Raw genomic sequence first — 14175 nt, forward strand, 5'->3', positions numbered from 1 at the left:
GCACCACCTGGCCCGCACCGGCCTGCTCGACACCGTCCGCTTCCGCCCCATGACCCTCCCCGACCGCTTCATCGACCACAACACCCAGGACGCCCAGTATCACGAGGCCGGCCTCGACGCCCTCGCCATCTCACACACCGCGCTCCATGCCCTGGGAATTGAAAACAATATGTCACAACCCTTGCTAAAGGCGACAATCGGACCGAAATCATGATCGTGATGCGACGCTTGATGAAATCCCTGTCCCGGACGCCCCTGCCCCGGACATCCGCCCCCCTGGCTTCCCTGTTCCTCTGCGCCGGCCTGGCCGTGGTCCCGATGGCGGCCCCGCTGGTCGCGCCGGCGCATGCCCAGTCCGCCGGGCGGGCCGCGCAGGTGACGGTGACGGCCCCGGTCAACGCGCTGTATGCCGCCCTGGGGCGGATCCAGGCCCCCGGCAGCGGCACGTTCGACCAGCGGTCGCAGATCCTCGCCCCCGTGGTGGACAAGGTCTATAATCTGGAAACGGTGCTGCGGGCCTCCGTCGGCCTGCGGTATGCCGGCCTGTCGGACGGGGACAAGCAGCAATTGCTGGACGTGTTCCGCCAGTTCACCATCGCCCGCTACGTCTCCAGCTTCAAACCCGGCGGCGACGCCCATTTCAACGTGGACCCGACCCCGCGCCCGTCCCCGGTCGGCAGCGACCAGATCGTGACGACGCACATCGGTTCGGCCGAGGATCCGGACGGGACCGAGATCGACTATGTCATGCGGTCGGGCCCCGACGGCTGGCGCATCGTCGACGTTCTGCTGAACGCCCATATCAGCCAGGTCGCGGCCCAGCGGTCCGATTTCAGCTCTACCCTCGCATCCGGGAATGTGCAGAACCTGATCGCGCTGCTACAGAAGAAGGTCAAGGCGTTCTCGGCGGGCTGATCCGCGACCGCCGAACCCGACCGATGTCCGTGACCCCAGACGACCTGCGCTCCCTGCCGGAAAGATGATGTCCGCCTTGCATGCTCTCGCCTCCCCAGCCGGTGCCGCCGCCCTGATAGCGGTTGCCGGGTGCGTGCAGGCATCGTTGGGCACGGCGCTGGTATCCCGGTTCCGGTGGCGGGAACGGCGCGTTCCCGAAGCGACCACGCTGCCGCCGGTCACCGTCCTGAAGCCGCTGCATGGCGACGAACCCCTGCTGGAGGAAGCGCTGGAAAGCTTCTGCACGCAGGACTACCCCCGCATGCAGATCGTCTTCGGCGTTCAGGATGCCGGCGATCCCGCGATCGCCATCGTCCGGCGGCTGCGCGAACGCCATCCGGGGATGGACATCGACCTGGTGGTCGATCCGGCGGGACATGGCGTCAACCGCAAGATCGGCAACCTGATCAACATGCTGCCGAAGGCCCGGCACGACATCCTGGTCATCTCCGACTCCGACATCCATGTGGCACCGGATTACCTGCGGCACGTCGTCGATGCGCTGGCACGGCCCGGGGTCGGGCTGGTGACCACGCTGTATGCCGGCCTGCCGGCCACGCGATCGCTGCCGCGCCTGCTGGCGGCCTGCCAGATCAACCATAATTTCCTGCCCGGCGTGATGCTGTCGCGCTATCTCGGCCGGGAGGACTGCCTGGGGGCCACCATGGCCCTGCGGCGCGAGATGCTGGACGCCGTCGGCGGCCTGCAGGCGCTGGCGCCGCATATCGCGGACGACGCCATGCTGGGCCGCCTGGTGCGCGAGCGCGGCCGCCATATCGCCATCGCATCGTGCATGACCTGGACCACCGTCGGCGAGGCGAGCTTCGGCGACGTGCTGACGCACGAACTGCGCTGGGGCCGGACCGTCAAGACGCTGGAACCGGCGGGCTATGCGGCCTCGGCCATCCAGCTGCCGCTGTTCTGGGCGGGGGTGGCCGTGCTGTGCCAGCCCCATGCGCGCTGGACATGGACGGTCTTCCTGGGCGTGTGGGCCGCCCGGGCGGCCTGCGCGTTCCTGATGGACCGCATGCTGGCGCAGCGCAGCCTGCTTCCGCTGCTGCTGCTGCCGGTGCGCGACTGGCTTTCGGCGGCGATCATGGCGGGCAGCGTGACCGGCACCCGCGTGGCGTGGCGTGGACAGACGATGCATATCGCGCCACATTCGGTTATGACGCCTCCATCCCATCCTGTCGTGCGGGGCGACTGACACGCCCCCCGCGACACAAGACATATCAAGAACGGCCGTGCCGGACCCCCTTTCCGTGGGCCCCCACGTCCCTAGGATCCGCGTATCATGATGAAGACCCTGTTCCTCCAGCCCCCTTCCTTCGACGGTTTCGACGGCGGCGCGGGTTCCCGCTACCAGGCCAAGCGGGAAATCAGGTCGTTCTGGTATCCGACATGGCTGGCCCAGCCCGCCGCCCTGGTCGAAGGCAGCCGCCTGATCGACGCCCCCCCGGCCCGCATGGGCATGGAGCCGATCCTGCAGGACGTGCGCAACCGCGATCTGGTGGTGATGCACACTTCCACCCCATCCTTCGCCTCGGACGTGCGGGTGGCGCAGATGCTGAAGGACGCGAATCCGTCGCTGAAGATCGGCATGGTCGGCGCCAAGGTCGCCGTCCAGCCCGAGGAAAGCCTGCTGAAGGGCGGCCCGGTCGATTTCGTGGCCCGCAACGAATTCGACTTCACGATCAAGGAAATCGCCGAAGGCCGCGACCTGAAGGACGTGGACGGCATTTCATGGCGCAATGACGAGGGCGTCATCGTCCACAACCGCGACCGCGCCATGATCGAGAACATGGACAGCCTGCCCTTCGTGACCGAGGTCTACAAGCGCGACCTGAAGATCGAGGATTACTTCATCGGGTACCTGATGCACCCGTACATCTCGATCTATACCGGCCGCGGCTGCAAGTCGCGCTGCACCTTCTGCCTGTGGCCGCAGACGGTGGGCGGCCATAACTACCGCACCCGCAGCCCGGAACACGTGGCCGCCGAGATCCGCCTGGCGCGGCAGTATTTCCCGCAGGTCAAGGAGTTCTTCTTCGACGACGACACCTTCACCGACGATTTGCCGCGCGCGGAAGCGATCGCGCGCGAACTGGGCAAGATGGGCGTCACCTGGTCGTGCAACGCCAAGGCCAACGTGCCGCGCAAGACGCTGGAAGTCCTGAAGGACAACGGCCTGCGCCTGCTGCTGGTCGGCTACGAGAGCGGCAACCAGCAGATCCTGCACAACATCAAGAAGGGCATGCGGGTCGAGGTCGCGCGCGAGTTCACGAAGAACTGCCACGAACTGGGGATCAAGATCCACGGCACGTTCATCCTGGGACTGCCCGGCGAAACCAAGGAAACGATCCAGGAGACGATCAAGTTCGCCACCGAGATCAATCCGCACACCTTGCAGGTGTCCCTGGCCGCGCCCTATCCCGGCACGTTCCTGCACAAGCAGGCGACCGAGAACGGCTGGCTGGACGAAGGCAACGCCGAACTGATCGACGAGAACGGCGTGCAGATCGCCCCCCTGCACTACCCGCACCTGTCGCACACCGAAATCTTCGGCAGCGTCGAGGAATTCTATCGGAAATTCTATTTCCGCGCGCCGAAGATCGCCTCGATCGTCGGTGAGATGGTGCGCAGCCCGCAGATGATGAAGCGCCGCCTGCGCGAGGGCGTGGAGTTCTTCCAGTTCCTGCGTGACCGCCGCGCGGCCTGACCGCGCCCGCCGGGGCCCCCCGCCCCGGCGGATCTTTCCCGGCGAGTACCCATGAAGCGCGTGATCGTATCCGCCGACGATTTCGGTCTGTCGGAAGAGGTCAACGAAGCCATCGAGATCGCGCATCGCGACGGCCTGCTGTCCACCGCCAGCCTGATGGTGGCGGGACCGGCGGCGGCCGACGCGATCGCGCGCGCGCGCCGCCTGCCCGGCCTGCATGTCGGCCTGCATCTAGTGGTGATCGAAGGGCCGGCGACCCTGCCGCCCGCCGCCATTCCCCTGCTGGTCGACCAGGGGGGACAGTTTCCGTCCAACCAGCTTGAACTGGGCGTCAATTATTTCTTCCGCCCCGCCGTCCGCCGCCAGCTCGCCGCCGAGATCGAGGCCCAGTTCGCGGCGTTCGCCCGCACGGGGCTGACGCTGGACCACGCCAATGCGCACAAGCACATGCATTTGCACCCGACGGTGGGCAAGCTGATGATCGCGAGCGGCCTGCGCCACGGCCTGCGGGCGATCCGCGTCCCGCTGGAACCGCCCGAGCCGCTGTTCGCCGCCGGTACCTACAGCGATTCGCCGGGGGCCGCCGCCCTGCGACGCTGGACCGGCGTGCTGCGCCACCAGGCCCGCCGCGCCGGATTGCGCACCAATGACTGGTGCTTCGGCATCGCCTGGAGTGGACATATGACGACCGGGCGGGTCGCGGCCCTGGCCGCCCACCTGCCGGAAGGATTGTCGGAAATCTATTTCCACCCCGCGACGGCGAAGAACGCGCTGATCGACCGGGTGATGCCGGACTACGAACACGCAGCCGAACTGGCCGCCCTGTGCAGCCCCGGCTTCCGCGCCGGCCTGTCGCATTGCCGCGCGGTGCCGACGACCTGGGCACAGGGCTGATCTCGCCCTGCGGGTCCCGGGGCGGCGCCCCCGAGACGTCCGGCAGGACGAACCTGCCGGGACCGGTATTTACAGGCTGCTCTTGACCCAGTCCTTGAGCTGGCTCTTGGGCAGCGCGCCGACCTTGGTCGCCGCCGGCTGGCCGTTCTTGAACAGGATCAGCGTGGGAATGCCGCGCACGGCATATTTGTTCGGCGTCGTCGGATTGTCGTCGATATTGACCTTGGCGACGGTCAGCTTGCCCTTGAATTCGGCACCGATCTCGTCCAGCGCGGGGGCGATCATCTTGCACGGGCCGCACCATTCGGCCCAGAAATCCACCAGCACCGGCCCATCGGCCTTCAGGACATCGCTCTCGAAGGTGGCGTCGCTGACGGCCACGGTATTTTCGCTCATAACATCACTCCTCGGGTTCCGACGGCTTCGTCAGGACATGGCCGCCTGACCGCCGGGTTTCAAGATTGCTGGCGTCCGGACCCGCCGCACCGGGGGCATGACGCTCCAGCAGCGAATCGGGCAGGATGGTGATCCGGACCTCCTCGGTCCAGACAAGGGTGCACCGAACCGGCCGATCCGGATAGAGGGCCATCAGCAGGGCGCGATACGACGCCATCTGCCGCAGATACAGCACCGGCGTCGCCTCCACGTCGGCGGGCGGCAGGCGATTGGTCTTGAAGTCGCACAGCCACACGGCATCGGGCCGGACGACCATGCGATCCACCTGCCCCACGATCACCGATCCGCCGGCCACGCCGGCCAGCGGCTGTTCCGACCGGCTGCCGGAACCGAACAGCGGCGCGATCCGGGGGTCGTCCATCACCGCCAGCACCTGCGCCAGGATCCGATCCTGATCCGCCGGGTCCAACCCGTTGCCCGGCCGCGCCAGCCAGTCCCGCGCCACGCCGGCACGACCCGCCGCCGGCCGGTCGGGCAGATATTGCAGCAGGGCATGGACGATCTGCCCCCGGCGCAAGGCCTGTTCGCGCGCCGCCGGCCGGCGCGCCCGGGCCACCGCCAGGGGCGAGCGGACGGCGGGCTGCGGCCCCAGGGGCGCATCGTCGGGCCGGCTGGGCACCAGGGGACGCAGCAGCGGCGATTCCGGCGCGGGGGGGCGGGCGACCCAGTCGGGGGAACGGCCCATCCAGTCCGGCAGGTCGGCCGGGGCGGCGTCGCCCCGTATCGCCGGGCGTTCGCTGGACGGCACCGACGCGACCTCCTCCAGCACCAGCCGGGTACCGGCCCAGCCCAGTTCGAAAGGCCGCTCCTCGGCCCCCGCATGGACGAAGCCGGCATGGCAGAGCGCATACCAGCTATCGTCGGCCACCGTGCGCTTCTGCTGCCAGCCGCAGATCACCAGCCGGTCGCTGGCCCGGGTCAGCGCGACATAGAGCAGGCGGTTATATTCCTCGGTCGCCGCCGCGCGGATCGTCTGCTGCAACCCCCGCGTGGTGCCCGTCGCCATCTCGGCGCGCGGAACCCACAGCGGCAGATCCAGCCCGCTCTCCCCGTCCCGCGTCCAGACCACGCCGCCGTCGAACTTCGCCACGCCCACCGTATCGGGCAGGATCACCAGCCGGGCCTGCAACCCCTTGGCGCCATGGGCGGTCATGACGCGCACCATGTCGGCAGCGGCATCGGGCTCACGCTTCACCGTTTCGGCCGACGCGCGCAGCCAGTGCAGAAAACCCTGCAGAGACGCCGGATGCAGCGATTCATAGCGCAGGGCCGCCGACAGCAATTCGTCCACCGGCTCGGCCGCCTCGGGGCCCAGCCGGGCCAGCAGGCGCGCCCGCCCGCCCAGCGGTCCCAGCGCCTCGGACAGCAGGCCATAGGGCGATGCGTAATCGACGCGCCGGAACAGGCGCTCCAGCATCGTCCAGGCCGCCCGCCAGTCCGCCCGTTCGTCCTGCCGTTCGCGCAGCACCGCCCACAGCGGCCGCCCCCCGCGTCCCGCCGCCAGTTCCATCAGGCTGTCGTCCGCGACGCCGCCCAGCGGCGAAGTCAGGACGCAGGCCAGGGTCAAGTCGTCCTGCGGCAGCAGCAGGGCGTCGCACAGGGCCATCAGGTCCTGCACCGCCACCTGGTCCACCAGCCCGGTGCGGACCAGTGTCGCCACCGGCACGTCCTGCGTCTTCAGCGCGCGGATCAGCGCCCGGACGAAATTCGACCGCTTCGGCACCAGGACCAGAATGTCCCCCGGCGTCAGCGGCGCCTCGCCCGGTGCGGGGGGGCGCCGCAATTCGGCGACGACCCAGGCCGCCAGGCTGTCGGCCAGGCGCTGCGCCGCCGTGGATTGTCCCCCGTTCTCCAGCGGAGCGATCCACGGATTGGCGTCCTCCGCCCCGTCCTCGACCGGGGTCAGGGGCCAGAGTTCCACCCGGCCGCCCTGCCCGGGCCGGGCGGACAGGTGGCGGGGCACGCCCTCGTCCCCCTCCACCAGCCCGCGCGCCGCGTCGGGCAGGGCAAAGACGCTGTCCACCAGTTTCAGGACCGGCGCGGTCGACCGGAAGGACACGGTCAGCGCCGGTTCCTTCCACGGGCTGCGCGCCTGCTCCACGCGCTGGCGGAACATCTGCCGCCAATGCCGGAAGGCCGCCGGATCGGCCCCCTGGAACGAATAGATCGACTGCTTGTAATCGCCCACCGCGAACAGGGTGCGCGGCGGTGCGGCGGCATCGCGGGTGCCGTCGCCGGCGAAGAACTCGGACGTCAGGCCGCCCGCGATCGCCCACTGGTCGGGCGAGGTATCCTGCACCTCGTCCAGCAGCAGATGGTCGATCCCGCCGTCGAGCTTGTACAGCACCCACGCGGCGCCCGGATCCTTCAGCAGGTCCAGCGTCCGTTCGATCAGGTCGTCGTAATCGACCAGCCCGCGCCCGCGCTTGCATTCGGCATAGCGCCGCAGCACCGGGGCCGCGACATCCAGCAGCGCTGCGCTGACGCGCAGGATGGCGATCGCCCGGCACTCCTCGTCCACCGCGATGATGCGCCCGGCCTCGGCCAGCAGGGCGTCGCCGATTTCCGGCCGGCTGTCGTCCAGCTTGGGGTTCAGGCCGCCACGCTTGCGCGGCTCGCCGTCCTGCTTCACCAGGGCCATGCGCCAGACGTCCCAGCGCGCGGCCCGTGCCTCGACCGGCAGGGCCAGCCAGTCCAGCATGGCCGTGGCGGTCCGCCGCACGGTGGCCGCGCCCTGCTCCGCCACGATCCGCAGCATGTCGCGCAGGGCGCCCTCGCCCGGCACCTCGGCGCAGGCCGCACGGCGCAGGGCGGCGGCGTCGCGCGTCCGCACCCCCAGCACCCGCATCAGGGCGGCGTCCACCCCTTCACGATCCCCGTCCATCGCCTGGATGACCGGCTGCACCTGCCGCGGCCGCGCCTGAAGGCCGCCGATCAGCCCGGCGAAATCCGCCGCCCCGATCTGCCCGGCCAGGATCCCGACCGCGTCCCCGCCATGGCCGACCACGGATTCGACCGCATCGCCCATCGCCAGGCGGGCGTCCGTATCCTCGACCAGCGTGAAATGCGGGCTGATCGCGGCCTCGATGGGGAAGCGGCGCAGCAGCGACTGGCAGAAGGCATGGATCGTGCCGATCCGCATCCCGCCCGGCAGGTCCAGCACCCGCGCGAACAATTCCCGCGCCGCCTGCCGCGTGTCCGCGCCCGGCGGGACCGACAGGCCGGCCAGTTCGGCGTCCAGCGCCGCGTCGGGCAGGGTGACCCATTTTCCCAGGCGATTCTGCAGGCGGATCGCCATTTCGGCCGCCGCCGCCTTGGTGAAGGTCAGGCACTGGATCCGCGCCGGATCCGACCCGGCCGCCAGCGTGCCATCCGGCGCCAGACGCGGCAGCATCAGGCGCAGCAGCCGGTCGATCAGCAGCTTGGTCTTGCCACTGCCCGCCGAGGCCGAGACGAAGACCGAGGCCTCGGGATCGGAAGCCTCGGCCTGGCGGGTGTTGGCCAGGTCGATGGCATCACGCGGACTCATGCCCCGCCCTCGTCGCGGGCGGCGCTCCATTCCGCGACACGGGCCAGCTGCGCGTAATCGGCGAAGCGCGGCCCCTCCTCGGGATGCGGATGGGACAGGTAAGGCTGCTCGACCTCGTCATAGGTCGCGATCAGGCCGCGCAGGTTCAGCCAGCAGGTGGCGACCAGGTCGGCCAGTTCCTCGCCCGACGCCACGGGCAGCGTCTCGCCGGGTTCGTACCCGCCGGTCAGCCGCCAATAGATCAGCTCCCCGGCCCGGCCCGCAAGGTCGGGCCCGAAGCCGCCGCGTTCCATCATCGCCGCCTCCAGCACCAGTTGCGACGACCAGCCGGCGATGACGCTCCTGCGCCGGGGCAGGGTGCCGGTCTTGTAGTCGAACAGGGCCAGTTGCCCCTGCCGGTCCCGGTCGACCCGGTCCGCCCGGCCATGCAACGTGAAGCTTCCCCCGGCAAAGCCCTCCAGCACCACGCGTCCCTTCTGTTCGGTCCGCACCAGTTCGGGCGGGCCGTCGGCGCGGCGCGCGGCCTCTTCCCGCGCGACCCAGCCGGCGATGCGCGCCAGGCGCGGCGCCCACCACGCCGCAAGCGCCGGGCGCAACCGCGCATCCGCCAGCCGTTCCAGGAACAGCCGCCGCAGCCCGTCCTCGGCATCCCCGGGCCAGGCCTCCGGCGCCGTGCTGAACCAGCGGTCCAGCGCGTCATGGACGATGGTGCCGTAATCGGCGGCATCCGCCGCCTCCTCCAGGTCCGGCAGGCGCCGCAATCCCAGGACCCGACGCGCATAGATCGCATAGGGGTCGCGCATCCAGGTCTCGATCTCGGTGACCGCCAGGGCACGGGGACGCCAGGCGACGGGCGGACAGGGCCGGGGCGGTGCGACGGGCCGGGGCGGGCCCGACGGCCGGTCCAGGCGCGCCAGCCAGGACAGGACCGGATGCGTCGGCATCGCTTGTCCCCGGCCGGATAGGAAGGCCTCCAGCCTGACCAGCCAGCGCGCTGGAACGGCGGGCGCGCCCTCGCGCCGGCCGGGGACGGACAGCACCACCTGCGGCGCCGCGCAGGCGCAGGCGACGAAATCGTGCGCCGCCTGCCCGATCGCCCGCTCGGGCGAGGGCAGGCCGGCGCGGGCGCGCATCGGGCGGCTCATCCACGGGCCGGGATCGGTGGCGGGGGGCCAGGCGGTTTCGACCAGCCCGCCCAGCACGATCTGTTCCACCGCCTGCAGGCGGGCTTCCATCAGGCCCCAGATGAAAATGCGCGGATGCACCGCCGCCTCGTCCCGGCCACGCAGGGCGCGGCGCGAACGCACCGCCAGCCCCGTCATCGACGCCGCCAGCAATCCGTCCAGCACGTCGGCGCGCTGCGGCGGCAGCATGTCGCAGAACGCGATCAGCCCGGCCAGATGCTGCCCCAGCGCATTGCCTTCCTCGCCCGACCACAGCCGGTCCGCGCCCATGTGATCGTCGGTTCCGGCCAGCGCCTCGGCGGTTTCCACAAGGCCGGCCAGCATCTCGGCAACCGGCATCGGCCCGCCATCGACACAGGCCTGCAATGGCGCCAGGGCGCGTTCGACGCGATCGAGGAACCCGGCCAGGTCCTCCGGCGCGTCGGGTCGGTCGGCCAGCGCCCCATGCGGATCGTCCCGTCCCCGCGCCAGCGCGTCGCGCAACCCGCCGATCCCCGGCCGGGGGGCCGGGCCGCGCAGCAGCACGCGCTCCAGCAACCGGGCGGACGCCCGACATGCGCCCGGCGACAGGCCGCACGCCGCCAGCGGATGTTTCAGCAGCGACAGCAGCGCCACAGGCGACAGGCCTGCGGTGACCGCCCGGACGACCAGGCGCAGGAACGCCGCCTGCGGCGTGTCGCCCAGCGGTTCGCCCGCGCTGTCGTCGGCCACCACGCCCCAGCGCGCCAGTTCGACCGCCACGCGCCCCGCCAGCCCCCGGTCCGGCGTCACCAGCGCCGCGCGCCGGCCGGGCACGGCGATCGCCTGACGCAGCACCAGCGCGATGGCCGCCGCTTCCTCCTGCTGGTCGGCGGCGCGCAGGATCGACAGGCCGGTCAGGTCCACCGGCGCCGCATCATGCAGCCACGCGCCCAGTGCCGCCGCCGGCAGCAGCGCGCGGCCCAGCATGTTCCCCCGGTCCGCCGGGCAATCCGGCGCGCCGCCGCCCGGCGCGTCGTCCCACACCCCCAGGGCCGCGCGATCCTGCCCCAGTCCGGCCAGCAGCCGCACCGTGCCGGCCTGCGGATGGCCGTCCGGCAGGGCCGACCACACCGCGTCCTCCAGCGACAGATCGACCCAGGGCAGCACCAGCCGCCCCGACGGCATGGCCAGCACCGCATCCAGCATCGCGCCGGTGGACGGCATGGCGTCGGTGAAGCCCACGGCCCACACGCGCTCGCCCTCCGGCAAGGGGTCGGCGTGCCACCGCCGCGCCTGCGCGTGCAGCAACGCGACCTGTCGCGCGACCGGGTTCATCACGCCTTCTTCCGCCAGCCAGGCCGGCCAGACGTTGGTGACGATCGACAGGAATTTCAGCGTCTCTTGCCAATGCTGGGCGAAATCGCTCTCGGCCGCCGCAGGAAGGCCCTCGGCCAGGTCGCATTCCGCCCATTCGGCCTCGTCCATCAGGGCGGCCAGCGCCTGCGCCAGCGGCCAGGCCTGGTCCACCGTCCGCACGTCGCCGAACGCATCGCCTGCCTGCAGGATCAGCCATGTCAGTGTCGCCAGGCGGCGCAGCGGTTCGACCGGTGGCGGCAGGTCCAGCGCCTCCAGCCCCGACAGGGCCAGCCCGGCCTCGTCCAGCGCGCCGATCGGGGCAATGCGCGGCAGCAGCAGGGCGCGCCCGTCGGCCCGGCGCAGGAAGGCTTCGGTCAACGCACGGGCGGCGCGACGGGTGGGCAGCAGGATCAGCCCCAGCCCGGTGCGCTGCGGATCGCCGTCGACCTCGGCCATCCAGCGTGCCGCGACCTGGTCCAGGAAAGGGATGTGCGGCGGGATCGTGACCACACGGGTCATACACCCGCATCCCCGTTCGCCGCGTCAGGATCGCGCGCGGCGCGCAGGGCGCGGGACGCGGCCTCCAGGTCCTGCGGGCGGGACAGATGGCACCACAGCCCGTCATGCACGATGCCCGCCAGCCGCCCCCGCGCGATCGCCCGGTCCCACAGCTGGTTCATGCTGAAACTTCCTGCCGGCGCATCCGCGAACAGGGCCGGCGTCGCGATCTGCACGCCGGTGAAGACATAGGGCGTCATCGCCCCTTCGACCGGGCGGCGCAGGATGCCGGCGGGATCCAGCGTGAAATCCCCGCGTCCGACCTCGCCCACCGCGCGCGTCACCCGCGCCAGCAGCAGCAGCGCGTCCATCCGCCCCGGATCGAAGGCCGCCGCCAGCCGCCGCAAGGCGGGAACCGGGCCGTTCAACCAGACCGAATCGCCATTCAGCAGGAAGAACGGACCGGGACCCAGGTCGCCCTCGCGCAGCGCGGCGGCCGCGCTGCCCCCGGTTTCCAGCAACGCGTCCTCGCGCCGGATCGCGGCGCGCGGGCCCGCCCCGGCGGCCGCCCGGGCGTCGAGCACCGCCGCAACGCGATCGGCCTGCCAGAACAGATTGACCACGACGTCGCGCACGCCCGCATTGTCCAGCCGGTCCAGCACGTGCTCCAGGATGCTGCGTCCGTCGACCGCCAGCAGCGGCTTGGCCGTCTGCTCGGTCAGCGGGCGCATCCGGCCGCCCAGCCCGGCGGCGAAGACCATGGCGCGGTCGGGCACGGGAACGCTCATCCGCCCTGCCTCCCTCCATCCCGGGCCGCCGCCAGGGCCGCCGTCACGGGACGATCCCCCCAGCCCGCCAGCCGCGCCTGCCGCCCGCCCTCGTCCAGGATCCGGATCTCGATCCGCAGGGCGCCGGGGGGCGTCAGTTCCGCCAGGCGGTCGGGCCATTCCACCAGCACGATCCCCTCGCAGGCGTCGTCCCAGCCCAGTTCGTGCAGCGCGTCGGGTCCATCCAGCCGCCAGAGGTCGAAATGCGAGATGGCACCGGACGGCGCGTCGTAGGTCTGCACCAGCGTATAGGACGGGCTGGGCACCTCCATGTCCGGATCGCCGCAGGCAGCGCGCAGGAAGGCACGGGAAAACACGGTCTTGCCCGCGCCGAGCACGCCCGACAGCAGGATGGCGTCCCCGGCCGACGCCGCCCCGGCGACGGCGCGCGCCAGGTCTTCGGTCGCCTGCTGGTCCGGCAACGGGACGATGAGAGGATTCAGGCGCGCATCCTGCGCGACAAGCGGTTCCATGCCCGCATTCTGCGCGCGGGGCCACTGTCGGCACAAGGGCCACGCAACCCCTTTCCGGCCGCGTTACGGGCCGGATCGCGGCCACGGGCGGCTTGCGCTCGGCCCGCGCAGGACGCACAACCTTGCGGAGTATCGACCCGCCCAGCCATACGGATTTCGACCATGACGGACGCCCCCAGTTTTTCGACCGATGTCGCCATCATCGGCGCCGGCCCCGCCGGCCTGTTCGCGGCGTTCGAATGCGGCATGCTGAAGCTGGATTGCGTGCTGCTGGACGCGTTGGACGAGGTCGGGGGCCAGTGCGCCGCCCTGTATCCCGAAAAGCCGATCTTCGACATTCCCGCCCATCCGGCGATCGAGGGCGCGGCGCTGGTCGAGGCGCTGGACCGGCAGATCGCGCCCTTCGACGTACCGCGCCTGCTGGGCCGGCGGGTGGAACGCCTGGCCGGCCACCGGGGCGATTTCGTGCTGGGCACCGATCGCGGCGACACGATCCGCGCCCGCGCGGTCATCATCGCCGCCGGGGCCGGAGCGTTCGGCCCCAACCGTCCCCCTCTGGCCGGGCTCGAGGGGTTCGAGGCCACGGGCGCGATCCAGTATTACGTGCGCCGCCGCGCCGATTTCGCCGGCGCGCGCATCGTGATCGCCGGCGGCGGCGATTCCGCCGTCGACTGGGCGCTGTCGCTGAAGGATATCGCCGAGAAGATCTGGCTGGTGCACCGCCGCGACCGCTTCCGCGCCGCCCCCGAAAGCCTGCGCCAGCTGGACGAGGCCGTGGCGGCCGGCCTGATCGAGAAGATCGTTCCCTTCCAGCTCCACGGCCTGCACGGCGCCGACGGCGCTCTCGAGGGGGTGGAGGTCGCGACCCTGGACGGCGACACCCGCATCCTGCCCGGCAACCGGCTGCTGCCGTTCTTCGGCCTGTCGACCGACCTTGGCCCCATCGCGCAGTGGGGCATGGATTCGGTGCGCAGCACGATCCCCGTCGTGCCCTCGACCTGCGAAACCAGCCTGCCGGGCGTGTTCGCCGTGGGCGACGTGGCGACCTATCCCGGCAAGCTGAAGCTGATCCTGCAGGGCTTCAGCGAAGGCGCGATGGCCGCTCATGCGATCCATCCGATCGTCCGGCCCGATACCGCGCTGCATTTCGAATATTCCACCAGCAAGGGCGTTCCCGACCGGGGATAGGACCCGCAACCTGCCCGCGCGACCGCGGGCAGGGCAATCGGACTCATTCTGCATCCGGATCGTCCTCGCGGGGTGGCGCCGTCGCACGCTCCTGTTATACCATGGCGTTCTCTCCCCGATCCGGAGGCCGCGATGC

At 71.0% G+C, this 14175-nt stretch carries 10 protein-coding genes and 1 pseudogene; 6 read left to right on the plus strand and 5 right to left on the minus strand.

All coding sequences use genetic code 11. The features are described from left to right. The 5 genes and pseudogenes from HLH28_RS02355 to hpnK all read left to right on the plus strand — a co-directional run. Window positions 1–214, plus strand: a pseudogene (locus HLH28_RS02355) (1-deoxy-D-xylulose-5-phosphate synthase); the annotation flags it as partial. A 17-nt stretch (window positions 215–231) separates the two neighbouring features. Then, the gene (locus tag HLH28_RS02360; protein ID WP_408869815.1) at window positions 232–915 is read left to right on the plus strand and encodes an ABC transporter substrate-binding protein; all 684 of its coding nucleotides are present in this window, start codon (window positions 232–234) and stop codon (window positions 913–915) included. 67 nt (window positions 916–982) lie between these two features. Further along, on the plus strand, window positions 983–2161 hold the full coding sequence (gene hpnI / locus HLH28_RS02365; protein WP_182954864.1) for a bacteriohopanetetrol glucosamine biosynthesis glycosyltransferase HpnI: 1179 nt from the start codon (window positions 983–985) through the stop codon (window positions 2159–2161). Window positions 2162–2248: 87 nt separating this feature from the next. After that, window positions 2249–3673 carry a hopanoid biosynthesis associated radical SAM protein HpnJ gene (gene hpnJ / locus HLH28_RS02370; RefSeq protein WP_182953934.1) on the plus strand — a complete coding sequence of 475 codons (1425 nt, stop codon included), beginning with the start codon at window positions 2249–2251 and terminating at the stop codon, window positions 3671–3673. Between the two features lie 51 nt (window positions 3674–3724). Then, entirely contained in the window at window positions 3725–4567 is an 843-nt protein-coding gene (hpnK, locus tag HLH28_RS02375) for a hopanoid biosynthesis-associated protein HpnK (RefSeq protein ID WP_182953936.1), read from the plus strand. 69 nt (window positions 4568–4636) lie between these two features. Here hpnK and trxA read toward each other — a convergent pair whose 3' ends face one another. The 5 genes from trxA to tsaE are packed head-to-tail and all read right to left on the minus strand — an operon-like array spanning window position 4637 to window position 12851. Beyond that, window positions 4637–4963: a thioredoxin TrxA gene (gene trxA, locus HLH28_RS02380; protein ID WP_182953942.1), complete on the minus strand. Its 327-nt coding sequence runs from the start codon at window positions 4961–4963 to the stop codon at window positions 4637–4639. Window positions 4964–4967: 4 nt separating this feature from the next. Further along, window positions 4968–8552: a double-strand break repair helicase AddA gene (addA, locus tag HLH28_RS02385; RefSeq protein WP_182953945.1), complete on the minus strand. Its 3585-nt coding sequence runs from the start codon at window positions 8550–8552 to the stop codon at window positions 4968–4970. Continuing rightward, entirely contained in the window at window positions 8549–11572 is a 3024-nt protein-coding gene (gene addB / locus HLH28_RS02390) for a double-strand break repair protein AddB (RefSeq protein ID WP_182953948.1), read from the minus strand. Before addB ends, addA begins: the two co-directional genes overlap by 4 nt. Beyond that, entirely contained in the window at window positions 11569–12339 is a 771-nt protein-coding gene (locus HLH28_RS02395) for a nucleotidyltransferase family protein (protein ID WP_182953951.1), read from the minus strand. The genes addB and HLH28_RS02395 overlap by 4 nt, the downstream gene beginning before the upstream one ends. Continuing rightward, window positions 12336–12851 (minus strand): tRNA (adenosine(37)-N6)-threonylcarbamoyltransferase complex ATPase subunit type 1 TsaE, encoded by a 516-nt coding sequence (gene tsaE / locus HLH28_RS02400; RefSeq protein WP_182953954.1) that lies wholly within the window; start codon window positions 12849–12851, stop codon window positions 12336–12338. The genes HLH28_RS02395 and tsaE overlap by 4 nt, the downstream gene beginning before the upstream one ends. Window positions 12852–13013: 162 nt before the next feature. On the opposite strand from tsaE, the gene HLH28_RS02405 reads away from it, so the two are divergent. Beyond that, the gene (locus HLH28_RS02405) at window positions 13014–14039 is read left to right on the plus strand and encodes an NAD(P)/FAD-dependent oxidoreductase (protein ID WP_182953959.1); all 1026 of its coding nucleotides are present in this window, start codon (window positions 13014–13016) and stop codon (window positions 14037–14039) included. Window positions 14040–14175: the final 136 nt, after the last annotated feature.

Origin of the sequence: Gluconacetobacter tumulisoli (assembly GCF_014174155.1) — a bacterium.
Lineage (GTDB): Bacteria > Pseudomonadota > Alphaproteobacteria > Acetobacterales > Acetobacteraceae > Gluconacetobacter > Gluconacetobacter tumulisoli.

Bases quoted from the DNA above. Each gene is read 5' to 3' on its own strand.
- HLH28_RS02360 (WP_408869815.1), top strand. From the start codon at position 232: ATGAAATCCCTGTCCCGGACGCCCCTGCCCCGGACATCCGCCCCCCTG.
- hpnI (WP_182954864.1), top strand. From the start codon at position 983: ATGTCCGCCTTGCATGCTCTCGCCTCCCCAGCCGGTGCCGCCGCCCTG.
- hpnJ (WP_182953934.1), top strand. From the start codon at position 2,249: ATGATGAAGACCCTGTTCCTCCAGCCCCCTTCCTTCGACGGTTTCGAC.
- hpnK (WP_182953936.1), top strand. From the start codon at position 3,725: ATGAAGCGCGTGATCGTATCCGCCGACGATTTCGGTCTGTCGGAAGAG.
- trxA (WP_182953942.1), bottom strand. From the start codon at position 4,963: ATGAGCGAAAATACCGTGGCCGTCAGCGACGCCACCTTCGAGAGCGAT.
- addA (WP_182953945.1), bottom strand. From the start codon at position 8,552: ATGAGTCCGCGTGATGCCATCGACCTGGCCAACACCCGCCAGGCCGAG.
- addB (WP_182953948.1), bottom strand. From the start codon at position 11,572: ATGACCCGTGTGGTCACGATCCCGCCGCACATCCCTTTCCTGGACCAG.
- HLH28_RS02395 (WP_182953951.1), bottom strand. From the start codon at position 12,339: ATGAGCGTTCCCGTGCCCGACCGCGCCATGGTCTTCGCCGCCGGGCTG.
- tsaE (WP_182953954.1), bottom strand. From the start codon at position 12,851: ATGGAACCGCTTGTCGCGCAGGATGCGCGCCTGAATCCTCTCATCGTC.
- HLH28_RS02405 (WP_182953959.1), top strand. From the start codon at position 13,014: ATGACGGACGCCCCCAGTTTTTCGACCGATGTCGCCATCATCGGCGCC.